Annotated in this window: 26 protein-coding genes; 7 read left to right on the top strand and 19 right to left on the bottom strand. The window is 64.3% G+C overall.

The window, feature by feature from the left end; genetic code table 11:
• Position 1: 1 nt before the first annotated feature.
• Positions 2 to 223, bottom strand: coding sequence for a biotin/lipoyl-binding carrier protein (locus FNB15_RS18835; RefSeq protein ID WP_144258200.1), 222 nt, complete (start codon positions 221 to 223; stop codon positions 2 to 4).
• Between the two features lie 93 nt (positions 224 to 316).
• Here FNB15_RS18835 and FNB15_RS18830 point away from each other — a divergent pair, with 93 nt between their 5' ends.
• Positions 317 to 1,060 (top strand): SPOR domain-containing protein, encoded by a 744-nt coding sequence (locus tag FNB15_RS18830; protein ID WP_144258199.1) that lies wholly within the window; start codon positions 317 to 319, stop codon positions 1,058 to 1,060.
• Between the two features lie 18 nt (positions 1,061 to 1,078).
• On the opposite strand, the gene FNB15_RS18825 is transcribed toward FNB15_RS18830, so the two are convergent.
• From FNB15_RS18825 to typA, 3 genes are all read right to left on the bottom strand, one after another.
• Positions 1,079 to 1,654, bottom strand: coding sequence for a hypothetical protein (locus FNB15_RS18825; protein WP_144258198.1), 576 nt, complete (start codon positions 1,652 to 1,654; stop codon positions 1,079 to 1,081).
• Positions 1,655 to 1,662: 8 nt separating this feature from the next.
• A complete protein-coding gene (locus FNB15_RS18820; protein ID WP_144258197.1) occupies positions 1,663 to 2,226 on the bottom strand; it encodes a response regulator in 564 nt (187 codons plus the stop codon).
• 256 nt (positions 2,227 to 2,482) lie between these two features.
• Positions 2,483 to 4,303: a translational GTPase TypA gene (gene typA / locus FNB15_RS18815; protein WP_144258196.1), complete on the bottom strand. Its 1,821-nt coding sequence runs from the start codon at positions 4,301 to 4,303 to the stop codon at positions 2,483 to 2,485.
• Positions 4,304 to 4,702: 399 nt separating this feature from the next.
• Between typA and FNB15_RS18810 the strand changes: the two genes are divergently transcribed.
• A complete protein-coding gene (locus tag FNB15_RS18810; protein ID WP_144258195.1) occupies positions 4,703 to 5,785 on the top strand; it encodes an autotransporter outer membrane beta-barrel domain-containing protein in 1,083 nt (360 codons plus the stop codon).
• Between the two features lie 94 nt (positions 5,786 to 5,879).
• On the opposite strand, the gene FNB15_RS18805 is transcribed toward FNB15_RS18810, so the two are convergent.
• Positions 5,880 to 6,860, bottom strand: coding sequence for a LysR substrate-binding domain-containing protein (locus FNB15_RS18805; RefSeq protein ID WP_144258194.1), 981 nt, complete (start codon positions 6,858 to 6,860; stop codon positions 5,880 to 5,882).
• An 80-nt stretch (positions 6,861 to 6,940) separates the two neighbouring features.
• Between FNB15_RS18805 and FNB15_RS18800 the strand changes: the two genes are divergently transcribed.
• On the top strand, positions 6,941 to 8,302 hold the full coding sequence (locus tag FNB15_RS18800) for an MFS transporter (RefSeq protein ID WP_144258193.1): 1,362 nt from the start codon (positions 6,941 to 6,943) through the stop codon (positions 8,300 to 8,302).
• A 14-nt stretch (positions 8,303 to 8,316) separates the two neighbouring features.
• On the top strand, positions 8,317 to 8,901 hold the full coding sequence (locus tag FNB15_RS18795; protein WP_144258192.1) for a carboxymuconolactone decarboxylase family protein: 585 nt from the start codon (positions 8,317 to 8,319) through the stop codon (positions 8,899 to 8,901).
• Between the two features lie 138 nt (positions 8,902 to 9,039).
• Here the strand turns inward: FNB15_RS18795 and FNB15_RS18790 are convergent, their stop codons facing one another.
• The 5 genes from FNB15_RS18790 to FNB15_RS18770 form a co-directional block, all read right to left on the bottom strand.
• Positions 9,040 to 9,417, bottom strand: coding sequence for a hypothetical protein (locus tag FNB15_RS18790; protein WP_144258191.1), 378 nt, complete (start codon positions 9,415 to 9,417; stop codon positions 9,040 to 9,042).
• Between the two features lie 8 nt (positions 9,418 to 9,425).
• Entirely contained in the window at positions 9,426 to 9,788 is a 363-nt protein-coding gene (locus tag FNB15_RS18785) for a hypothetical protein (RefSeq protein WP_144258190.1), read from the bottom strand.
• Positions 9,789 to 9,981: 193 nt separating this feature from the next.
• Positions 9,982 to 10,560, bottom strand: a complete 579-nt coding sequence (locus tag FNB15_RS18780) for a PAS domain-containing protein (protein ID WP_144258189.1) — start codon at positions 10,558 to 10,560, stop codon at positions 9,982 to 9,984.
• 20 nt (positions 10,561 to 10,580) lie between these two features.
• Positions 10,581 to 10,859 (bottom strand): Rdx family protein, encoded by a 279-nt coding sequence (locus FNB15_RS18775; RefSeq protein WP_144258188.1) that lies wholly within the window; start codon positions 10,857 to 10,859, stop codon positions 10,581 to 10,583.
• Positions 10,860 to 10,861: 2 nt separating this feature from the next.
• Complete coding sequence (locus FNB15_RS18770; RefSeq protein ID WP_144258187.1) at positions 10,862 to 12,691, bottom strand: monovalent cation:proton antiporter-2 (CPA2) family protein; 1,830 nt, start codon at positions 12,689 to 12,691, stop codon at positions 10,862 to 10,864.
• Between the two features lie 139 nt (positions 12,692 to 12,830).
• On the opposite strand from FNB15_RS18770, the gene FNB15_RS18765 reads away from it, so the two are divergent.
• Both FNB15_RS18765 and FNB15_RS18760 read left to right on the top strand, forming a co-directional pair.
• Positions 12,831 to 13,448: a TetR/AcrR family transcriptional regulator gene (locus FNB15_RS18765; protein WP_185973615.1), complete on the top strand. Its 618-nt coding sequence runs from the start codon at positions 12,831 to 12,833 to the stop codon at positions 13,446 to 13,448.
• Positions 13,449 to 13,510: 62 nt separating this feature from the next.
• Positions 13,511 to 14,830 (top strand): MATE family efflux transporter, encoded by a 1,320-nt coding sequence (locus FNB15_RS18760; RefSeq protein WP_221932682.1) that lies wholly within the window; start codon positions 13,511 to 13,513, stop codon positions 14,828 to 14,830.
• Positions 14,831 to 14,842: 12 nt separating this feature from the next.
• Here FNB15_RS18760 and FNB15_RS21180 read toward each other — a convergent pair whose 3' ends face one another.
• Positions 14,843 to 15,232 carry a DUF3606 domain-containing protein gene (locus FNB15_RS21180; protein ID WP_221932681.1) on the bottom strand — a complete coding sequence of 130 codons (390 nt, stop codon included), beginning with the start codon at positions 15,230 to 15,232 and terminating at the stop codon, positions 14,843 to 14,845.
• Between the two features lie 132 nt (positions 15,233 to 15,364).
• Here FNB15_RS21180 and FNB15_RS18750 point away from each other — a divergent pair, with 132 nt between their 5' ends.
• Entirely contained in the window at positions 15,365 to 16,633 is a 1,269-nt protein-coding gene (locus tag FNB15_RS18750) for a zinc-binding metallopeptidase family protein (RefSeq protein ID WP_144258184.1), read from the top strand.
• Between the two features lies 1 nt (position 16,634).
• Here FNB15_RS18750 and FNB15_RS18745 read toward each other — a convergent pair whose 3' ends face one another.
• From FNB15_RS18745 to FNB15_RS18710, 8 genes are all read right to left on the bottom strand, one after another.
• Positions 16,635 to 17,147 (bottom strand): PAS domain-containing protein, encoded by a 513-nt coding sequence (locus FNB15_RS18745; RefSeq protein ID WP_144258183.1) that lies wholly within the window; start codon positions 17,145 to 17,147, stop codon positions 16,635 to 16,637.
• A 5-nt stretch (positions 17,148 to 17,152) separates the two neighbouring features.
• Complete coding sequence (locus tag FNB15_RS18740) at positions 17,153 to 17,704, bottom strand: PAS domain-containing protein (RefSeq protein WP_144258182.1); 552 nt, start codon at positions 17,702 to 17,704, stop codon at positions 17,153 to 17,155.
• 142 nt (positions 17,705 to 17,846) lie between these two features.
• Positions 17,847 to 19,028 (bottom strand): acetylornithine deacetylase, encoded by a 1,182-nt coding sequence (gene argE, locus FNB15_RS18735; protein ID WP_144258181.1) that lies wholly within the window; start codon positions 19,026 to 19,028, stop codon positions 17,847 to 17,849.
• Positions 19,029 to 19,151: 123 nt separating this feature from the next.
• The gene (gene denD, locus FNB15_RS18730; RefSeq protein ID WP_144258180.1) at positions 19,152 to 20,174 is read right to left on the bottom strand and encodes a D-erythronate dehydrogenase; all 1,023 of its coding nucleotides are present in this window, start codon (positions 20,172 to 20,174) and stop codon (positions 19,152 to 19,154) included.
• Between the two features lie 109 nt (positions 20,175 to 20,283).
• Positions 20,284 to 20,787 carry a periplasmic heavy metal sensor gene (locus FNB15_RS18725; protein ID WP_144258179.1) on the bottom strand — a complete coding sequence of 168 codons (504 nt, stop codon included), beginning with the start codon at positions 20,785 to 20,787 and terminating at the stop codon, positions 20,284 to 20,286.
• A 5-nt stretch (positions 20,788 to 20,792) separates the two neighbouring features.
• Positions 20,793 to 21,254: a hypothetical protein gene (locus FNB15_RS18720; RefSeq protein WP_144258178.1), complete on the bottom strand. Its 462-nt coding sequence runs from the start codon at positions 21,252 to 21,254 to the stop codon at positions 20,793 to 20,795.
• A 4-nt stretch (positions 21,255 to 21,258) separates the two neighbouring features.
• Positions 21,259 to 21,867: a sigma-70 family RNA polymerase sigma factor gene (locus FNB15_RS18715; RefSeq protein WP_144258177.1), complete on the bottom strand. Its 609-nt coding sequence runs from the start codon at positions 21,865 to 21,867 to the stop codon at positions 21,259 to 21,261.
• A 121-nt stretch (positions 21,868 to 21,988) separates the two neighbouring features.
• Positions 21,989 to 22,585 (bottom strand): gamma carbonic anhydrase family protein, encoded by a 597-nt coding sequence (locus tag FNB15_RS18710; protein WP_144258176.1) that lies wholly within the window; start codon positions 22,583 to 22,585, stop codon positions 21,989 to 21,991.
• Positions 22,586 to 22,608: the final 23 nt, after the last annotated feature.

Below are 22,608 nucleotides of genomic sequence, written 5' to 3'. Positions count from 1 at the left end.
CTTAGACCTCGAGCCTGGCCAGAACCTGGCCTTCCTTGACGCTGTCGCCCTCGGCGACGGTCACGGCCGCCAGCCTGCCCGCCTTGGGCGCCTCGACCGGAATCTCCATCTTCATCGATTCAAGGATCATCACGGTGTCGCCGGCGGCCAGACTGGCGCCGATGGCGGCCTCCAGCTTCCAGACTTTGCCGGTCACTTCGGCCTTGATGTCGATACTGGGCATGATTCCTCCTCGTCTTAACCATGTTTCTACCTTGGCCGGGCATCCTGCATAAGCCTAAAATGGGGGCCGAACGGGCCTTCAGAAGGAATGTCCATGACTTGCCGTAACGTCATTGCGCTGTTGCTTGCCACTGGCCTGCTGGCCGGCTGCGAGGATTTCAAGCAGGGCTCCTACGAGCTGCAGAAAAACCTCGGCATGTATCCGGTCGATCCGCCGCGCGAGGAAGTGGCGATGCCGCCGCCCGGTTCGGTGTCGCAGGCCAACTGGGCCGCGCAGCGCGCCGCCAGCACCCAGGCGCGCAACCAGGGCAACACCGCGCCGGTCAATTACCAGGATCCCGAAAAGCTGGCAGCCGAGGCCGAAGCAGCCGACCGCGTTGCCGCCGCAAAAGCGCCGTCACCCGCCGCCAAGCCCTCCGCACCGATGCCACGCACAGCGGCAGGGCGCACAGCGGCAACCGCCACGAATTCTGCGACGCCGGCCGCCGCTCCCGTCGTGGTCGCCAGCGCGCCGGCATTGCCGGCCGGTTATGTGCCATCAGCGGCAGTCATGGCCGGCAACATGCAGGATGCGGGTGCTGCCGCGACGGCAGGCTGGCGTGCGCATCTCGCTTCGCACCGCACGGAGTCTGCAGCGATCAACGAATGGCAGGAACTGCTGCGGGGCAATCCGTCGCTCTACGGCCAATACGATCCGCTGGTCGAGTGGGTCGATACTTCCGCCCGCGGTTCATTCGCGCGGCTGGTGCTGGTCGGCTTTGCCGAACGCAAGGATGCCGATGCGGCCTGCGCGAAAATCCGCTCGTCCACGCGTTACTGCGCGAGCGTGAAAGAATAAGGCCCCAGCGCGCCGGTCTTAGTGCGGCTGGGCCGCTGCGGCTTCCGCGGCCGGCTTGAGTTTGGCCGGCGGCTGCGGGCGCGGGAATTTCGCCACGATCTGCTTCAACCCGGCCAGCATTTCCAGCATTCCGGCGGGCGTGGCATGGCCCTGGTCGGCCGCACAGACCAGCCGCAGCACAGACTGATGCGTGGCGATGGCCTGCGCGTTATAGAGCCCCGCGGCATGCAGGCGATACAGCAACTCGCACATGCTGTCGGCGGCTTCGGTGACCAGCGGGGCATTGAACGTGCCACCGAGGTCGCGGACCTGCATCGCCAGGCCATAGGCCGACTGCAGCGCTTCAGGAATGCTGCCTGGAAGTTCATCGAGCATCCGGTCGAGCTGCTGCAGCGCATCGCTGACCCAGCCGTGATAGCGGCTGCGCTCGCCCTGCAGGAAGGCCTCGGCAGCCTTCAGCGCTACGGCAGCCGGCTTGCCGCCCTCGCGCAGCGCCAGCATGGCGAAGCGCGACTTGATCCTGAGAATCTGCACTTCGGTTGGCGGTGACGCCGCAGTGGTGTCAGTTTCGCCGGTTTTCACGTCGTTACTCATTGTCGTGCTCAATGCGTCAGCGCCGGCGCGCGCACTGGCGCGACACGAATCTGCGCCGGAGGTGCGGCCGCCGACGCGCCTGCGACACGACGATCCGCATCGCCCAGCGGCGGGCCTTCCTTGAAGCGGCGGTCCGGCCCGATATAGCTCCGTGTCAGCACGAAGGGACGCGGATCTTCCGCGATCCAGAGCAGGCGGTCGTAGATCATCTTCGGCGAGATCGGTTTGGCCAGCACCAGGTTGGCGCCGCAGTCGCGCGCCCGCTCGACATTCTGCGCCCGCGCATGGCTGGTCAGCACGATCACCGGCGTATGGCGGTTGGGATTGTGATTGTCTTCGCGGATACGCCGGACGAGGTCGAAGCCATCGAGCTGCGGCAGATTCCAGTCACAGATCAGCAGGTCGGTCACGCCGGCGCGGCTGTGAGCCAGCGCCTCGTCACCGTTACCGGTAACAGCGATGTGCTGCGCGCCGAGGGCATGCAGGATGCCGTACAGGATGCTCTGGAAGTAGCTGTTGCCGTCCGCGACGAGGAAGCGGAGGCTTTGCAGGTTCAGGGCCGGTTTTGTCATCGGCTGCTCCTGGGGAGGGGCGGTGCACCGTTGGGCGGGCTATTTCTGGTCGTATACTCCCAAAGTCGAAAACACTTCTCAAGAGAATATCTGGCTTAAGTTGTATTTAGTGATTTGTAATAAACGTTAATATGCAAAGCGCGGCTTGGCCGAAAGTAACGGCAGATCAACCGTTTACGGACTATTTTACCCGCCGGCTACACAAGAAAAGGCCGGGCATTGCCCGGCCTTATCCACAGAAGAGTTGGTCAGATTTTCAGGCGGCGTCTGCAGCGCGCGACGCGCGCTTGCGGTCGTTCGGATCGAGCAGCTTCTTGCGGATGCGCACGCTCTTCGGCGTCACCTCCACCAGCTCGTCGTCGCCGATATAGCTGATCGCCTGTTCCAGCGTCATCTTGCGCGGCGGGGTGAGGCGCACGGCCTCGTCCTTGCCCGACGCGCGCATGTTGGTCAGCTGCTTGGCCTTCATCGGATTGACTTCGAGGTCGTTGTCGCGGCTGTTCTCGCCGATGATCATGCCTTCATAGACCGGCGTGCCCGGATCGACGAACAGGGCGCCGCGCTCCTCGATGTACCACAGCGCATAGGCCACGGTTTCGCCGGTGCCGTTGGCGATCAGCACGCCGTTGCGGCGGCCCGGGATGACGCCGCGATGCGGGCCGTAACCATGGAACAGCTTGTTCATGATGCCGGTGCCGCGTGTGTCGGTCAGGAATTCGCCGTGATAGCCGATCAGGCCGCGCGACGGGGCATGGAAGGTGATGCGGGTCTTGCCGCCACCGGACGGGCGCATGTCGCGCAGCTCGGCCTTGCGTAAGGACATCTTTTCCACGACCACGCCGGTATAGGCGTCGTCGACGTCGACATGCACTTCCTCGATCGGCTCGAGCAGGTCGCCGTTCTCGTCCTTCTGGAACAGTACGCGCGGGCGGCTGATCGAGAGTTCAAAACCTTCGCGGCGCATCACTTCGACCAGCACGCCGAGCTGCAGTTCGCCACGGCCGGCGACCTGGAAGGCGTCCTTCTCTTCGGTCTCGCGGATGTGGATGGCAACGTTGCCCTCGGACTCACGCAGCAGGCGGTCGCGGATCACGCGGCTCTGCACCTTGCTGCCTTCCTTGCCGGCGAAGGGCGAGTTGTTGACCGAGAAGGTCATGGCCAGCGTCGGCGGGTCGATCGGATTGGCCGGCACCGGCTCGGTGACGGCGGGTTCGCAGATGGTGTCGGCCACGGTGGTGGTGGTCAGGCCGGCGATGGCGACGATGTCGCCGGCATCGGCTTCTTCCACCGGCACGCGCTCGATGCCGCGGAAGGCCAGCAGCTTGGTGACACGACCAACTTCGATCTCGCTGCCATCGGCGCGCAGCGAATGGATCGGCGTGTTGACCTTCAGCTTACCCGAATAGATGCGGCCGGTGAGGATGCGGCCGAGGAAGTTATCGGCTTCCAGCGTGGTGACCAGCATGCGGAACGGCTTGTCGAGTTCCACCGTCGGCGCCGGCACATGGCGCACGATGAGGTCGAACAGCGGGGCGAGGTCCTTGCGCGGACCCTCCAGGCTGTCATCGGCCCAGCCGCTGCGGCCCGAGGCGAACATGCAGGGGAAGTCGAGCTGGTCTTCGCTGGCATCCAACGCGGCGAACAGGTCGAAGACTTCGGAATGGACTTCCACCGGACGGGCGTCCTGACGATCGACCTTGTTGATCACGACGATGGGTCGCATGCCGAGGCCGAGCGCCTTGCCCAGCACGAACTTGGTCTGCGGCAGCGGGCCTTCGGCGGCATCCACCAGAAGCACCACGCCATCCACCATGCTCAGGATGCGTTCGACTTCACCGCCGAAATCGGCGTGGCCGGGGGTGTCGACGATATTGACGCGGGTGCCGTGCCACTCGACCGAGGTGCATTTGGCGAGAATGGTGATGCCGCGCTCGCGCTCCAGGTCGTTGCTGTCCATGACGCGCTCGGCGACCTGCTGGTTCTCGCGGAACGAGCCGGACTGGCGCAGCAGGGCGTCGACGAGGGTGGTCTTGCCATGATCGACGTGGGCGATGATGGCGATATTGCGGATGTCCATGCGGCTTACACAAAAGGCCCGGTCCATCCTGGGGTCAGGCGGCCGGGCGCGATTCCTTTAGGTTTCGGCTAGGGTTGGGCGGGTATATACGGCCCGGGATGGATTGTTACAAGGACAGATTTATTGCGCTGCGATGACTGCGTGTCCAGGCAGGCGAAATTTTCAGTTATTTCAGTATTATCAATAGTATAATCCGAGATTGTCGGTCTTGCCGGGCAGTAGTGCCGTAACGGTAACTGTTGCGGGCTTGCCACAAGGCATCCCGAAAGCATCATCAGGGTTGTGCATAACCTGAAATGTAAACCGTCTGTTCTTGCTCAGGGCGCAGGTTTCCCCCTATAAACAAGGCGATATTGTGATTCGTACTCCCCAAGGGGGAGGCGTCATTGGGGGATATTCATGCTGCGCAAGGTTGCACTAGGCCTGATGGGCCTTGGGATGATGGTGTCGGGCTCTGCCTTTGCAGCCAGCGACGTCAGCAATTCGGGTTCGGGCTCGGCCCAGGTCGTGACCGCGATCGCCGCGCCGATCGCCTCGGCGCAGACCGCCAGCCTGATCAGCGGCGCCATCGGCGGCGCCCTGAGCGGTGGCATTGGTGGTTTCTCTCCGAGCGGCAGCACTTTCAGTCTGACTGACAGCGGCAATCGCGCGCCGAACCAGACTACCTACCTGAATTCGCGCGATACCGGCCGCAACGCCGGCGCGGCGGACAAGCCGTTCGGCGTCTGGCTGCAGGGCGCCTACAGCACGATCGACAACGGCCAGGTCGGCGCTGCCGCGGATGGCACTGCGATCAACACCGTGCTCGGCCTGGACTACAAGCTGAGCGACCGCCTGGTCATCGGCGTGGGTGGCATCTACGAGAATGTCGATGTCGATACCAATACGCTGACCGGTCGCGGCAATGTGCAGAGCGAAGGTTTCGGTATCGCACCCTACCTGGGCTTCCAGCTGACCAATCGTTGGAGCGCCAGCCTGAGCGGCGCCTATAGCTGGCTGAGCTACGACGCGAAGCGCACCAACAACACCGTCTCGGGCAGCTATGATGCCACCCGCTGGATGCTGAATGGCTCGCTGAACGGTACCTATACCTCGGGCAAGATCGTCATGATGCCGCAGGTCGGCGTGATGTATCTCGAGGAAGAGGCTGATGCCTTCACCGAGTCGAATGGCCAGGTGAATGCCAGCAACACCATCAAGCTGGGTCGCCTCTATGCCGGTGGTAAGGTCGGCTACGCGATGGGCACGATGATGCCGTACTTCAAGCTGATCGGCGAATACGACTTCGAGCATCCGGATGCGCTCGCCATCGGCAACGGCACCTTCACCAACGACGACGATACCGGCGGCAAGGTCGGTCTGGGCGTGGACTTCTTCTCGGCCGGCCCGTTCAGCGGCAATCTCGAAGGCACCTATGACTCGCTGGGTCGCACCGACCTCGACGTCTGGACCATCTCGGGCCGCGTGCGCATGCGCTTCTAAGCGTAACGCAGACTTCAAGTCTAAAACAGGCGAAGGCCGGACCGAGAGGTCCGGCCTTCTGCTTTTTACGGGCACAGCAGAATGCCAGGCGGAGCTAGGCGCGCTTGCGCCGTGCTTCGCGCGTAGGCTCCGCGGCCGACATGCCGGCGACGGTGCGGGCGGTTTCTGTCGCCAGCCAGTCGACGAAGGCGCGTAAGCGCAGGTCCCGCGACAGCGCCGCCGGCCAGCGCGCCAGATGCACCTTGGCCGACGGCAGCGCCCAGCCATCGCCGAGCGGGCGCACCAGCCGGCCGTCGCGCAGCGCATCATGCACCAGCAGCGAACGGCCCAGCGCGACACCGCCGCCTTCCATCGCGGCCGCGATGGCCAGGCCGATCTCCTCGAAGCGCAGGCGCGGCCTGGGCCGGCCTTTGATGCCTAGCCGCTGGAACCACGTGCTCCATTCCCATTCTTCGCCCTGTTTCGACTCTCCCTGGCTGGACTCTGCGGATTTGTAGAGCAGCGGCAGTTCCGCCAGCCCGGCTGGATCGCGCAACGGTTTTTTGCTGATCGATGGTGCGCAGACCGGGAAGACCTGTTCGCGGAACAGCAGTGTCTGCGTGCTGCTGTTGCGCGCCTCTTCGGGCTTCACCCAGTGGATGCGCAGGTCGAGATCGCCGCCGCGTGCTTCGGCCTGCGCGCGCGTGGTGAAGATCACCAGTTCGATCTCGATACCGGGATGGCGACGGCTGAAGTCGGGCAAGCGGCGCACCAGCCAGTGCTGCGCCAGCGCCGCGCCCAGTCCGACGCGCAGTCGCGCCGGATGTGCGGCCATGCGGCTGCGCTCGCGCAACGCCGCCATGCCGTCGAAAATATCGCCAAGGCCTTCAGCCAGGGCAGTCCCCGCAGGCGTCGGCGCCAGACCGGCGCGGCGGCGCAACAGCAGATCTGTGCCCATGAATGCTTCCAGCCGGCGCAGGCGATGGCTCACCGCGCTCTGCGTCACGCCCAGCTCCGCCGCCGCCGCCGTCATGCTGCCCAGCCGCAGCACGGCATCGAAGGCGACCAGGGCATCGAAAGGGGGCAGGGGGCGCATGCGGGTAATATGAATTAGATTCATGATGCTGTGAAGAGACGTCGCGCGCGCGCGGACGGTGCATCGGTTATGCATCGGTCATGTCCGATACAGCTTCTGCCGCCCGCACGGGCCTGCTCGCTCATCCCATGACGCCGGCCTGGGTGCTGGCGCTCGCCGTTTGTCTCACCCAGTTCGATGTCACGGCCGCGGCCGTCGCGCTGCCGGCGATCCGGGGCGAACTCGGCTTCACGCTGGCTGCCACCGCCTGGGTGATGGATGCCTACAGCCTGGCCTTCGCCGGTACGCTGTTTGCCGCCGGTGCGCTGGCCGACCGTTTCGGTCGCCGCCGCATCCTGCTGCTCGGCAATGCCGGCTTCGCATTGGCCTCGCTGGCCTGCGGCCTGGCGTGGGACGGACCGAGCCTCTGGCTGGCGCGGGCCGCGCAGGGCGCCATGTCAGCGCTCTTTATCACTGGCGCACTGGCGACGACCTCGCTGAGCTACCCGATGGCCGCGCCTGACCTGCGTGCGCGCGCCTTCGGGATTGTCGGCGTCACCGGCGGCGCAGCGATGGCGCTGGGGCCGACACTCGGCGGGCTGATTGCGGGTGAATTCGGCTGGCGCTGGATATTCCTGCTCAACCTGCCGATCTGCGCCGTCAACGAATGGGCAGTGCGTCGCGTGATCGCGGAGACGCGCGATGACGCCGGCCGGCCGCTTGATCTGACCGGCGTCGCGCTGCTCACGCTCGCCATCGCCTTGCCGGTGCAGGCACTGCTGCATGAGGGCAGCGCGATCTGGCGCTGGAGCGGTGTGGCGCTCGGCGCGGTGATGGCTGTCCTGCTGGCCTTCCAGCAGAGAGGCCGCAGCCAGCCGATGCTGGACGTGGCGCTGTTCACCCGCCGCGCGCCGCTCGGGATTATCGCGTTGCTGTTCAGCATCTCGGCCGGCTACTGGGCAATGCTGGTCTATCTGCCGCTCTGGCTGCAGGCCACGCATGATCTGGATATCCGGTCGACTGGCTTCGCGATGCTGGCGGCAACGCTGCCGATGCTGGCGCTGCCGCCACTCGGCGTGCGCCTGACCCGGGTTTACGGCTGGCGCGCCAATTTCACCGGCGGGATGCTGCTGCTGGCCGTCGGCATGGCGGCGCTGGCTGCGGCGGCGGTTCTGAAAACAGACTTGTTCTGGGCGCTGGCTGCGATGATGGTGGCGGCCAGTGGCGCCGGGCTCAGCAATTCGCAGATTTCGGGCGCGCTGGTGGCGCAGGCGGCGGCGGAACGTGCAGGCATGGCATCTGCGCTGGCCACCGTGTTGCGGCAGAGCGGCTTCGCCATCGGGATTGCATTGCTGGGCGCGATCTCGGCAGGCGTGGGCTATGGCCCTGGTTTCGCAGCGGCCGCCCTTGCGGCGCTGCTGGGGGCCATGGCGGCGGCTTTCTGCCTGCCGCGCCAGATATGAGAACAGGGGTGCAAATGTATCTGAAAACGATCGATGAGACCGAGGCCACCGGCAAGGTGGCTGACATCTACGCCGCCCAGAAGGCGCAGCTGGGGTTCGTGATGTCGGCAGCGCAATGTCTGACCTCGCGCGACGACCTGTTGCCGTCCTATACCGAGTTCGTCAACACGATGCGTGGCGGCTTCACGCTCAGTCCGCGCGACTGGCGCATCATCACACTGATCGCGGCGCGCGAAGTGAAATCGACCTACTGCTCCATGGTCTATGGCAAGCAGCTGATCGCCGATCTTGGCGGTAAGGAGATGGTGCTGGCGGTGCAGCGCGATTTCCGCAATGCCGGTCTGCCGCCGCGCGATGTGGCGATGCTGACTTATGCCGAGAAGGTGGCGCGCGACGCCTCGCAGGTGACGCTGGCCGATATCGATGCCCTGCGCAAGGCGGGCTTCACGGATGCCAATATCTCTGACATCGCGCTCTGCGCTGCGTTCCGCTGCTTCATCGGGCGGTTCTTCGACGCGGTGGGCGCGGGGCCGGAAGCGGCCTTCCTCGACGACGATCAGGCCTGGCGAAAGACACTGACGGTGGGAAAGCCGGCCTGAGGGCAGGGATTGTCACGGCGTACAAAAATCTCACAGGCACAGTCTCGACCGCTGCCACATGGGTCTTCTGACCGGGATGTGGCGGCGGTCGGAACTGGCACCGGACGGCGGACTGCCATCGATCAGTGAAACTGACGATCAGACCAGGATGTTGGCGACCAGACCGGTCTGCTCGCCCTTCTTGTTGATCTCGTCCTTGAATTTCTGTTCCAGCAGTTCGCGGAACTCGTCTTCGATCGCCTTGCGGTCTTCCTCGGACATCGCGGCCAACGACTTCTCGTCGAGACCCTTGCTCTCCAGGAACTGCTTGCGGATGCGCTCGGGCACCGACAGTTTGGCGTAATCGAGGAATTCCTCGCGCGCGTTTTTGCCCAGCTCCGGCGCAGCGCCCAGGCCGGATGCGCCCTGCTTGGCGGCGTCTTCCTGGCTCTTGGCGTGGTCAGTCGGCTTTACGCCGCTGGCCTGGTTGATGCCGTAATAGGGATTGTTGAAATAGCTCGAGATTGCGGAGGTCATGTCGCTCCTCAGGCAACAAGGTTGACCAGGCCACCCGACGTTTTGCCGGTCATGGCCCGCACATGATCTTCCGTTTTCTTGCGGAGGGTTTCTTCGAGCTGGCTGCGCTGCTGCGCATCCATATCGGCCGCATTCTGGGCCACTGGCTGCTCGTCGAACCAGGCCAGCCGCATTTTGCTGGCGTCTTCAATCTTGGTGGTGTCGAGGAACTGCTGCTGCTGATCCTTGTCGAGAGTCAGCTGCTGCAACTTGCCGGTCTGCGCCGGCGGTGCATCGGGCGCAAAAATGCCGCCGATGGCATCGATGGCTTTGCTGGCCGCCATACCGCCCAGCATTGCAAGCGGATTAAAACCGCTGATCGCACCTAACATGGAATCTCTCCTCGTCCTTTGCAGACAGGAGAAGCAATCGACATGCCATGCGTGGCCGTGGCCCAGACAGACGTGAATACGGCGGATTACGGCGAAATCACATTACGACGAAATATGGTGAATGCGCGTTAACCGGTATTTTTTGCCGGGCAGGGACAGACGGGCGGCGAGAGTTGCCGGGGCGGTACCGGCCTCACGCGTCTTCGATCACCCTGATCTCCGGCATCACGCTGCGCCAGTCGCCGTTCCACGCGCCGGGCTCCGCGCGGCGTTGCCAGAACTGGCAGACGAACAGCAAGTCGGGTTCGGCAGGCCTCGCGCTGCCGCTCACCAGCGGCATGATCAGGCGATAGGTGATCGCATTCACGAAATCGCCCTTGTCGTGATAAAGGCTGGAGGAATAGACCGGGCGGCGACGGGTCAGCGCCACGCGGTTCATCTGCCGCACATACTCATGGTAGTCGGCCGGCACCACGTCATCGAGGAAGCACCCGGTCAGCTCGCGGCCGGTATAGCGCGCGATATCGGTGCCGGCGAGGCGGAAACGGTAGCGGTCGCTGCCGTTCTCCATCACGCGCTCGATCAGCATGATATTCGGCAGCAGGGCCGGGAAATCGAGCGGGTCGATGGCGCTGCGGGCGGGGACGCTGTCAGCGCTGTGGCGCGTGACCCAGTAGGTCGCCAGATGCCGCAGCCGTTCGTCGGGCAATCCGGCGATTGTCCCGGTCGTAATCTCGAGAGTGCTGTGCGGCAGTTGGGCGAAAATCTGCATACGGCCTAGCCCGGTTCAGTCTAGCGATCAATATGCCCGAGATCGCGGCCGGGATCGAGGCGGTCGCGCACCAGCTGCTTCAGCGTCTTCACGTCGGGAAAGCCGCCGGCCTGCTTGCGGTCCCAGATCGTCTCGCCGTCACAGGCGATGGTGAAGACGCCGCCGGTGGCGGGCGCCAGCGCGACCTCGGCCAAATCCTCGGTGAAGGTCGACAGCAGCTCCTGCGCCATCCAGGCCGCGCGCAGCAGCCACTGGCATTGCGTGCAGTAGGTGATGACGATGCGCGGCTTGCCCGCCATCGTCAGCTCTCACCAGAAACAGTGGCCGTGGCGGGCACCTCGCCGATCACCTGGCTCGGCCGCTTCGGCGTGGTGAGCGGCGTCGGCTTCGGCGCGTTGCCGAGGATCAGGTTGTTGCCTGCCGTCACGTCGCTGGCGGCGAGCTGGAGTTCGAAGCGCTCTTCGTCGCGCCGGCGCACGTCGGCCATCAGCTCGGTGACCTCGTCGTCCGGCACGTCCAGGTCGCGCAGCACGGCGCCGCTGAGCGCCAGGGCTGATTCAAAGGTTTCGCGGATCTGGTAATCGACGCCGGCCTGGATCAGGTCGAGCGCATGGCCGCGGTCATAGGCGCGGACGTAAAGCCGGGCCAGCGGAAACTCCCGGCGCACCATGCGTGCGATCCGCGTGGCGGAGCCATTGGTGTTGTCAACGCAGACAATGATGGCGCGGGCGGTTGCCGCGCCCGAGGCATGCAGGATGTCGAGCCGGCTGCCTTCGCCATAATAGATCTTGAAGCCGAAGGTGCTGGCGGCCTGGATCATCTCGACATCGTTCTCGATGATCGTCAGGTTGAAGCCGCGCGCCAGCAGGCCCTGACAGGCGATATGCGAGAAACGGCCGAAGCCGATCATCAGAATATCGCCGCTTAACGCGCTGGCGGGCTCTACGCCATCCATCGACTGGGTTGCCGCCGGCGACGGCATGGCGCGGCGGACCAGGATGGCGATGATGGGCGTCAGCGCCATGGAGACGATCACGGTGGCAGTGAAGATCGCATTGACATGCGCCGAGAAGATGCCGCCGGCCAGTGCCGCCGCATAGAGCACGAAGGCGAATTCGCCACCCTGGGCAAACAGCGTGACGCGATCCAGCGCCTCGCGCCAGCTGGAGCCGGACAGCCAGGCGATCGCGAATATGCCGAAGGACTTCACCAGCGTGAAGGCGACCACGGCAGCGGCGATCAGCAGCCAGTCCTGCGCCACCACGGCGAGGTCGAGCGACATGCCGATGGCGATGAAAAAGATGCCGAGCAGGATGCCGCGGAACGGCTCGATATCAGCTTCGAGCTGGTGGCGGAAGCTGGATTCCGACAGCAGGACGCCGGCCAGGAAGGCACCCATCGCCATCGACAGACCGCCGACCTGCATCAGCAGCGCGGCGCCCAGCACGACCAGCAAGGCGGCAGCGGTCATTACCTCGCGGGCATGTGACTGCGCCAGGATGCGGAACATCGGATTGAGCAGCCAGCGTCCGGCCGCGACCAGTCCGGCGATGGCGGCCAGTGCGATGGCGATGGCGACCCAGCGCGGTTCACCGTCATCCGCGGCGGTCGGCGCGATCACCGCGACAATGGCGAGCAGCGGCACGATGGCGAGGTCTTCCAGCAGCAGGATCGAGACGGCCTTCTGACCCTGCTGCGTCGAGGTGTCGCCGCGTTCATCCAGCATCTGCATAACGACAGCAGTCGACGAGAGCACGAAACCCATGCCGGCGATGAAGGCCACCGGCGCGCTGAGTCCGGCCAGCATGCCCGCGCCGGTCAGCAGCAGGCCGCAGGTGACGACCTGGGCAACGCCGAGGCCGAAGATTTCGCGGCGCAGGTTCCACAGCCGCGATGGCTGCATCTCCAAGCCGATGACAAAGAGCAGCATGATCACGCCGAGCTCGGCGGTGTGCAGGATGGTCTGGGGATCGGAAATCAGGCGCAAACCGAAAGGCCCGATGGCGATTCCGGCCGCAAAGTAGGCCAGCACCGAACCGAGGCCGAGCCGGCGGAACAGGGGAACGGCCAGCACGCCGGCACCGAGCAGGGCGACCAGCTGTACCAGGTCAATTCCGTGGTTTTCCGCCATGTCTTACTCCACCCGAATCTGGATCACGCTCTGCGCGCACCTTGGCTTGGGCCGGCCGAGGCCGCAACCCCCGAAAGGTGGAGGTTGGCCGACCATAAAATATGATGACTATCATCATATTTTATGGTGTGATCCGGTGATGAAAACCCAGAAGACTGCCATCCGGTCAGAAACCCCCAGATCCGAAACCAAAGGCGAGGCGACGCGCCGCGCCATTTTGACCGCCGCCGCGCGCATCATACGCGAGCGCGGGCCCGACCGGATCGGCGTCGCCGAAGTGATGCGCGAGGCCGGGCTGACGCATGGCGGTTTCTACGCCCATTTCACCTCGCGCGATGCACTGGTGGCCGAGGCGATCCGCAGCATGTTCGAAGGCGGGCGACAGAAATTCGTCGCGCGTGTTGGTGGCAGGACCGGTCCGGAAGCGCTGAAGACCTGGATCGACAGCTATGTGTCGCGCGAGCACCGCGACAATCCCGGCGGTGGCTGCGCCATGGCGGCGCTGATTTCGGATATAGCCCGGCTGGAGCCGGTGGCGCGCGCGGCCTTCGATGACGGCATCCGCGGCATTGCCGGCCGGCTGTCGGCGCATCTGCCGGCCGGGACCGAAGAACATGCCGTCAGTTCGCTGATGGCGGAGATGGCCGGCGCCGTTGCGCTGGCGCGGGCGGTCAGCGATCCGCCGCTGTCCGACCGCATCCTGAAAACCTCGCGCGCGGCACTCAAGGCCCGCATCGACACCATGGTGCAGGCATGAACAGGCAGGCGACGATCCCGAAGCTCCTGGCCCAGAAGCAAAAGCAACCGGCTGGGCGGGAAATGCTGCTGACTGCGCCGATCCTGCCGACGCTGCTGAAACTCAGCGCACCGACCACGGTGGCGATGCTGGCCATCGCACTGGTGGCGATCGCCGAGACCGCCTATGTCGGCGTGCTGGGCGTCGAGGCGCTGGCCGCCATGGCGTTGACCTTCCCGATGATCATGCTGATGCAGATGGTGTCGGCTGGTGCGATGGGCGGCGGCGTGTCGTCGGCGATTGCACGTGCGGTCGGCGCCGGCGATCTGGCGCGCGCCAATACGCTGGCGCTGCATGCCATCATCATCGCGGTGGTCGCGGCGGCGATCTTTTCCGCCTTCTTCTGGCTGCTCGGCCCGGCGATTTACCGGCTGCTGGGCGGGCAGGGCAGGGCGCTCGATCTCGCCATCCTCTATTCCCATACGGTGTTCAGCGGCGCGCTCTGCATCTGGCTGTTCAACACGCTGTCGTCGGTGCTGCGCGGCACCGGTAACATGAACGCGCCGTCCGTCGTGGCGCTGGTCGCTGCCGCGTTGCAGATCGTGATCGGCGGCGTGCTGGGGCTTGGTTTTGGCCCGGTGCCTTCGTTTGGCGTGGTAGGTATCGGTCTTGGTCAGGTGATCGCATTCGGACTCGGCAGCATCTACCTCTTTATCCATCTGTGCCGGCCCGATGCGCGGCTGCGGCTGAGACTTGCCGGCTTCCATATGGACCGCACGATGTTTGCCGACATCCTGCGCGTCGGCGGGCTGGCCAGCCTCTCCTCGCTGCAGACCGTGCTGACCGTGCTGATCTTCACTGGCCTGGTGGCGCGGTTCGGCACCATTGCGCTGGCCGGCTACGGCATCGGCGCGCGGCTCGAATTCCTGCTGGTGCCGATTGCCTTCTCGGTCGGTGTCGCCAGCGTGCCGATGGTCGGCATGGCAGTCGGCGCGAAAAATATACTGCGTGCGCGCAAGGTGGCCTGGACCGCAGGCAGCGTGGCGGCGGCCGGGCTCGGCATCGTTGGTCTTGTGGTGGTGGTGGCGCCGGACCTGTGGTCCAGGCTGTTCACCAGCGATGACGCGGTGATCGCCGCAGCGCGGCAATATCTCACCGCTGCCGGTTTCGGCTTCCCGTTCTTCGGCTTCGGGCTGTGTCTGTATTTCGCCTCGCAGGGTGCGGGCAAAGTGCTTGGCCCCGTCCTGGGCGGCACCATCCGCCTTGTGATCGTGGCGGTCGGCGGCTGGTGGCTGGCGACGAATGCCGCCCCGGTCTGGACCCTGTTCGCTTTGGCCGGTGGCGCCATGATCGTCTATGGCATCGCCACCGGCCTGTTGGTGAAGGCAACCCGCTGGGATTAGAGGCCGCTGGGACTAAAGCGTCTTGCCCAGCTTGTCGGCGACATCGGCGGGGATGAAGCCGGCTTCGCGCACGGCCTTGCGCAGTTCCTTTTCCGACACGCCAAGGCGCTCGGTCCAGTATTCCACTTCGCCATCGTCACTCAGATTGACGCGGCTGTGCTTCTTCAGGATTTTTTCGCGCGCCTTGTTGGCGGATGCCGCGCCAGCCTCGCTGCGCAGCGACGGCGTCGATGCGGTGGGTTGGGACATCGCCACCGGATCGCTGGCGGGGAAGCTGTCACGCAACGCCTCGTCCAGTTCGTCGTCTTTGTCCTGATCGTCGCGGTCGTCGCGACGGGCTTCGGTCATCTGTTCCTTATTTGGAGGACGATCGATCTTTTCGGGGCTCTTCCTGGCAGTCATGGCAATGGCCTCCTTGCTGGCTCCTTAAGAAAACAGCTGGCACGCGGCCAAGTTCCGGAATTAATGCGGAACTAATGAGGGCCCGGATCGTCTGGAATACGGGGTAAAATTCAGACTCGGCAGGCAATTTATATGAAACTCTTTGAATGCTTGGCCTGCGGCCAGCCACTGTATTTCGAGAACACCACCTGCGAAAGCTGCGGGCGGCGACTTGGTTTTCTGCCGGAATCGGGTGTGCTCAGCGCCCTGGAACCGGTACAGCGCAACGATGGCATCGATGCGTGGCAGGCCCTGGCGGCGCCGGAGCAGCAGTACCGCTTCTGCAGCAACGTCGCGCATGATGCCTGCAACTGGCTGCTGCCGGCGGAAGCCGACGGCGCACAGGTCGATCCGGAGCCTTATTGCGTCGCCTGCGCGCATAACCGCACGGTGCCGGATCTTTCGGTTCCGGATCATGTCGCCAACTGGCGCCGCATCGAGAGCGCCAAACATCGTCTGTTCCATGGCCTGCTGCGTCTCGACCTGCCGCATGAAAACCGCGACGAGGATCCCGAGGAGGGTCTGGCCTTCGACTTCCTCGCCGATCCGCCCGACCCGAAAGCGCCCCGCATCATCACCGGGCATGACAACGGCTTGATCACCATCAACCTGGTGGAGGCCGACGATGCCGAGCGCGAACGCATCCGTGTGCAGATGCATGAACCCTATCGCACGCTGCTCGGACATTTCCGCCATGAGGTCGGGCACTATTATTGGGAACGGCTGGTCCGGCGCGCCGGCGACAACAGCGAGACAATGGCAACCTTCCGCAACCTGTTCGGTGACGAGCGGCAGGATTACGGGGAATCCCTGAAGACGCATTACGAGAACGGTCCGCCTGCCGGCTGGCAGGATGGCTATGTCAGCGCCTATGCCGCCGTGCATCCCTGGGAGGATTTCGCCGAGACCTGGGCGCATTACATGCACATCGTGGACACGCTGGAGACCGCCAATGCCTTTGGCCTACGCGTCAAGCCGCGCATCAGCCGTGGCGAGGAACTCGGCGTGCGCGTCGATTTCGATCCTTATCATGGCGAAACGATCGAGCAGTTGATCGAGGCTTTCCTGCCGGTGACCTTTGCGGTGAATAGCCTCAACCGTGCCATGGGCCAGCAGGATTTCTACCCGTTCGTGCTGAGCCCGGCCGCCATAAGCAAGCTCGGTTTCGTCCACCAGCTCTGTCGTCAGGCGCGTGAAGGCTTGCCAGTACTGTCGCAGGGCACACAGCCTGAAGCCGTGCCGATGCTGCTGGCAAACCAGCCTCAGATAATGCCGCAAGCTGGCCCGGATGAGGAGGTGACGGAACAGACCGCGGCCTTGCTGACCGTGGCATCACAGCTGGCGCTTGACCCGGTGTCCTGATCTAGTTGTCCGGGGCGCCGTGATAGTAAAAGGCGGACAGCACGCGATCCACCGTCACGCCATCTTCCGCCAACGGGCAATGCACATATTCCATGGCCGCGAAGTTGAAGCGGAACGGCACATTCACATGGCCGTGGAAGTAAATCGCGCAGCCGGTCTCCGCCACTTTCTGCCGCACATTCACGATGCGCGCCTGGCTTTCGTCGCCGGGATTTTGGGTCAGGTTGACACTCGTCTCGATATAGCGATTCATCAGCGGCACTGGCGCCGCACGCAGCACCATTTCGCCGGCAACGCGCACTAGGAAGCGCATGCCGTGCGTCTCTCGCTCGACCTGCACCAGCACCAGATGGCTGAGCAGATGCGGCACCCTCATGGGGTCGAAAGCCGCGCGCGCCGGCAGCCGGTCAGCCGGATGGATCTCGTGCATGTAGGTCAGGAAGTCGCGGAGTACCCGGCTGTCGGCGACGGCCAGCGCGGCTTCAATCGCAGCAAGGTTCGGATGCAAAGCCAAGCGGGTCAACCGGTGACGGTCTCGAGAGCCTTATAGTAGATGATCGAGACAATGTGGTCGACGGTAACGCCGTCCTCGGCCAATGGGCAGTGAACGTATTCGACCTCGGCATAATCGAGCGAGAAACGCATGCGCGGCTGGCCGCGGCGATAGATCAGGCAGCCGTTCTCAACCACGCTGTGCCGGGTTTCGATGGGAAAGCGCGCTGTTGGCTCGTTGGTATTGGCGATTTCGTCCAGGAAGCGGCCGTTCAGCGGCATGCGCATCGCCTGCACGACTTCATCGCCAGCCACCTTGATGCGGAAGCGGGGCCGGGCGATGTCGGGCTGGTGTACCACCTCGGCCAGCACCAGATTCGGCAGCAGGCGCGGAATTGCAGTCGGATCAAAGACCGTGCGGGTCGGCAGCGCATCGCCGGGGTGGATGCTGATGTAGTAGTCGAGGAAATCCCGCACCAGCCCGTAGTGCGCCTGGTGTCGCGCCGCCTGGGCCGCATCCAGGTTGGCCTGGGGCGGACGCAGCAGGGGGACAAGATGACGTGCGGGACTGAAGGTCATGACGGCGCCTTTGCTCCAGCGAAGGCGCGCTGTCTAACAGGGAATGTTGCGCCGCACCATAGCCGCCGTCACAACGCAGCTATGCAATTGCGAATGGCCCTGCCCAGACATTGGGCAGGGCCATAGTTGTAATCGCAAGCAATTATGCCGGAAGGGCGCCCCCGGTTTTGACCCGCTGGAGCAGGCGCTCCATGAAGGCCTCGCACAGACCAATCTGGCTGAGTTCGATGAACTCGTTCGGTTTGTGCGCCTGTTCGATATTACCCGGGCCGCAGACGATGGTGGGGATGCCGAGTTCAGAGAACAGACCGGCTTCAGTGCCGAAGGCCACCTTCTGCACACGGTTCGCACCGGTCAGTGCCTTGGCCAGTTCGACCACGCCAGCACGATCATCGGTGGAGAGGCCGGGGAATTCCGAGATCTGCGTGAAGGTGAAGCCGCAGGCCGGATCGACGGCTTTCAACTCCGGCTCCAGCTTGTTCTTGGCGTAGGCGACCACCTCGGCATACAGCGCATCCACGTCATCCTGCGGCAGGTAGCGGATTTCCCACAGGAAGCTGCAATCCTTCGGCACGATGTTCAGCGCCGTGCCGCCATTCACCGTGCCAGTATGCAGCGAGGTGTAAGGCGGGGCGAATTCAGCGTCGAAAGGACCGTTGTCGCGCTTCTTGCGCGCGAGCCCCTTGATGAAGGCGATCAGTTCGGCGGCGGCTTCCACCGCATTGGCGCCCTGATGGGTCAGCGAGGAATGGCATTCAAAGCCGCGCACATCGACGCGCCAGCTTTTCTTGCCCTTGTGCTGGGCGATCACCTGCATCTCGGTCGGTTCGCCGACGATGCAGGCTTTGGGTTTTACTGGCAGGTCCCGCAGCACCTCGATCAGCCGCTTGGCGCCGAGGCAGCCAACTTCCTCATCATAGGTGAAGGCATAGTGGATCGGAGTTTCGAGTTTCTGCGCCAGGAATTTCGGCGCGTAGGAGAGCGCGACGGCGACGAAGCTCTTCATGTCCGACGTGCCGCGGCCGTACAGCTTACCGTCCTTCTCGATGACCTTGAACGGATCGGTATCCCAGTCCTGACCGTCGATCGGCACGACGTCGGTATGACCCGACAGCACGATGCCCGGTTTGTCCTGCGGTCCGAGCGTGGCGTAGAGGTTGGCTTTCTTGCCGGTAGCGTCATGCACCAGCGTGGCATCGACGCCAAGCGATTTCAGGTGATCGCGGACCCAGTGGATCAGGTCGAGATTGGAATCGCGGCTGACCGTCGGCATTTCGATCAGCTGCTTGACCATTGCGAGGGCTTCGGGGGAGGGCTTCGTCATGGGGATTACCTTGCGTTTTTAAACGGTGTCATGCCCGGCCTTGTGCCGGGCATCCACGTCTTTGCTTGATCGGGTTGTAAGGCGTGGATGGCCGGAACAAGTCCGGCCATGACACAGCATGGGTTAGCTGGACTGCAAACTCTTGATCTGGTTATCGAGGTCGTCGGCGATGAAGGACTGCACGATCTCGTCGATGCTGGCATCGACAGTGAAGCCCATCGTCCTGGCGCGTTCCGATGATGTAGCGCCCGGCCAGCCATCGACAATCTTCTGGATCGCCGTATCAGGCGTCCAGTGAATGGTGCCGACCTTGCGGTTTGCGCCGCGCAGCGCGGGCGTGGCGCGCTCCACAGCGGCGGCCATCTCGCCAGCAGTGACGCGGATGCCAGAGAGCAGCAGCGCACGATCCTTGCCGAATTTTTCTGCCGGCAGGTCATGCGCGCGGATGAAGGCATCGATGGTATGACGCGGCGACAGGCAGGCCATAGGGCTGTCAGGGCGCACGGGGCAAATGGCATCCACGCCCGACAGCGGCTCGCGGATCATCGAGCTGGCCCAGGTGGAGGCCGCTTTGTTCGGCTTGCCCGGCCGCACCATGATGGTGGGCAGGCGGATGCTGCGGCCATCGACGAAGCCCTTGCGGCTGTAGTCGTTGATCAGCAACTCGCCGCTCAGCTTCTGCACGCCGTAGGAGGTGGTCGGGCGCTGCGCGGTCTGGTCGGTCACGGTCTTGGGCAGGTCGTCGCCGCCATAAACCGCCACCGATGAGGCAAACACCAGGCGCGGCGTGTGCGTGGTGATGGCGCGGCAGGCTTCCAGCACATTGCGCGTACCTTCCAGGTTAACGCGATAGCCGCCTTCGAAATCGGCCTCGGCGCCGGAGGATACAATCGCGGCGAGATGAAATACGGAATGGGTGTTGTGCCCGATCAGCTTCAATATTTCGGCATGGTCGCCGATATCGCCAGCCAGCGTGGTGACGCGCGGATCCTGCGGACCGGCAGCCTTCACGACGTCGAACAGGATGATCTGGTTGATCTCTTCCGGCTGGCCGCTTGGGCCGGTCAGCTTGCCGCGGCGCAGCAATTCCGCAGCCAGTTTCTGACCGATAAAGCCGGCACCGCCGGTAATGACGACATTGAGCATGGATGACCCCAGAAAGAGCTTTCGGGAGCGCCCACGCTAAACAGCCTGCACTGCTGAAACAAGCGGTGCAGGCTGGTCGTGAATGGTTCGGGTGATCTTAGGCCGGCATTCAGTTCCGGGGCGGCGGAGGCGGCGGCATCTCGCCGCGCATATGCTTGGGACCGCGGCGCAGCATGCGTTCGGCGAATTCCCGGCGCTGTTCCGGCGTCATGGCATCGGCGGCGGCAAGCATGCCCGCCTGCATGCCGGCCTGCAGCTGGTCGAGCCGCCGGCGGTGTTCGTCCAGCACGGCGGCCAGGCGGTTATGGTCATATGGCTCGGCACCCAGCGCGCTCGACAGGTCGCGCCGCATCTGGTGATGCGAGACATTGCCGCCCTTGCGGCCTTCCTCGAAAGCCTGGCGGAAGGCCTGCCGGGCATTGTCGGGCAGGCGGCGTGCCACCTGATCCTCAATCTGCCAGCCACGCCGCTCGGCGAATTCACGGTATTTGAAATAGCGCACGGCGCCGAACCCGGCGAAGCCGAGGTTGATCGCCACGGAGACGATCAGCGCAATGGCGAGCCAGCGGTTGACTTTCGATCTGGCGGGGGCGGGCGTAATGGTATCGGACATGGGGTTTAGTCCTCACTCAGGAACGGCGTGGCAGATGCAATCTGCACGGTGACGAGATCGGTCTCCTGCGCATCGATCAGACCGAAATTGGCGAAGCCGGCGCTGACGCCGATAGCCAGTGCGAGCGCCAGTGCGGCAAACTGCGGTGCACGGCGGCCGGTCGGGAACAGCAGCCCGAGCGCTTCGGCCACCTGGGCGCGCCAGTCGGGAGCGGGGGCTGCGGCAAGTGCCGGCGGCAGATTGGCCACCTGGGCCAGCACGCGCTGGCGCAGCGCATCGCTCGGTTCGATCCGGGGCAGAGGAGCGCGCAGCAGATGCGCATCCACGGCAGCGGCGCGGCGCTGCGCTTCGCGGGCATCGGAGCGGGTGGTGAGCATCGCGGTGGCGGCAGCCTGTTCACTCTGCGGCCAGCGGTCGAGATCGGCGCCATAGGCATCGAGCAGGTCGAGGAAGCGTTCGAGATTCATCGCTTTACTCCTTTGGCCCGAACGTGGTGCGCAGGTCGTCGCGCAGCGCACGCTTGGCGCGGATCAGCAGGGATTCCAGCGCGCCGATACTGATATCCAGCGCCCTGGCGGCATCGATATTGCTCTCACCTTCCCAGAAGCAGAGCAGGATGGCGGCGCGCTGCCGCTCGGGCAGCTTCTGCAGCGCCAGTGCGACATGGTCGCTGGTCTCGACAGCCAGCCGCGTGTCATAGGGTGTCGCGTGATCCTCGTCGGCAATCTCGACCTGGTCGTCCAGCGCCGCCATGCCAGGCTTGCGTTTGCGGTCGATGCACAGGTTGACGACCACGCGGTTCAGCCAGGTCTTGAAGCTGGCACCGCCATCGGCGCGCCAGCGTGCGGCATGTTGCCAGACGCGCAGGAAGGCCTCCTGTGCGACCTCTTCAGCATCGCCGCGGCTGTACAGCACGCGATAGGCCACGGTGACGGCATGACGCAGGTATTTGTCGACCAGCAGGCGATAGGCCGCATGGTCGCCGCGGGCGACCCGGTGCATCAGGGCGGTGTCGATTTCGCTCATGCTGCGGTCAGCCGGGATGGTTTCCAGCCGGGGTAAGGCGAGAGAGGCGAACATGCGGCGATGTCCTGCTCATCGTTGATCTCAATACCCTACACGGCACCATGGCAGGATTCCTGCGCTGTAAAAGCGGCGGAATTCAGGCCGAAAAACGGTAGAGGCAGGACTTGAGGCCGGATCAGGCCTTGCCGGCGGCTTCGAGCGCCTTGAGTTCCTCGGTCAGGCGCGCGATTTCGGCACCGACGGCCTTGGCCATGTCCGGAGCATCCCAGTCGCGATACTGGCCCTGTTTGTAGGCCAGCGCGTTGCGGTAATAGAGATAGGCATTCAGCCGGCAGCGCACGTAGTTGTTCTGCGTCTTGATCACCTTGCCGGGACTGCCGACCACCACAGAATTGTCGGGGATTACGGTGCCTTCCTTCAGGAAGGTATGGCCGCCGATGATGCAGTTGTTGCCGATCACGCAGCCGTCCATGATGGTCGAGCCGATGCCGATCAGGCAGTTGTCGCCGATCGTGCAGCCGTGGATCGTGCAGTGATGGGTGACCGAGCAGTGCGCGCCCACGTAGGTGCCGGTCTGGCTGCCGACATGCAGCATCGAGAAATCCTGCACGTTGGTGTAGGCGCCGATGACGATCTCGTAATTTTCGGCGCGCGCGGCCACGTTGATCCAGACCGAGCTGCCTTCCTCCAGCCGCACCTTGCCGTAAATCTGCGCCGTATCGTGGATATAGGCGGGATTGTTCAGCACCACGTCGGGGCCGTATACGGGCATCGTTTCCTCCATCTCTGCCCGTT

It is taken from the genome of Ferrovibrio terrae (assembly GCF_007197755.1).
Taxonomy (GTDB): Bacteria; Pseudomonadota; Alphaproteobacteria; order Ferrovibrionales; family Ferrovibrionaceae; genus Ferrovibrio; species Ferrovibrio terrae.
Note: the sequence above shows the minus strand (reverse complement) of the source record. Positions and strands in the feature narration are given on the sequence as shown.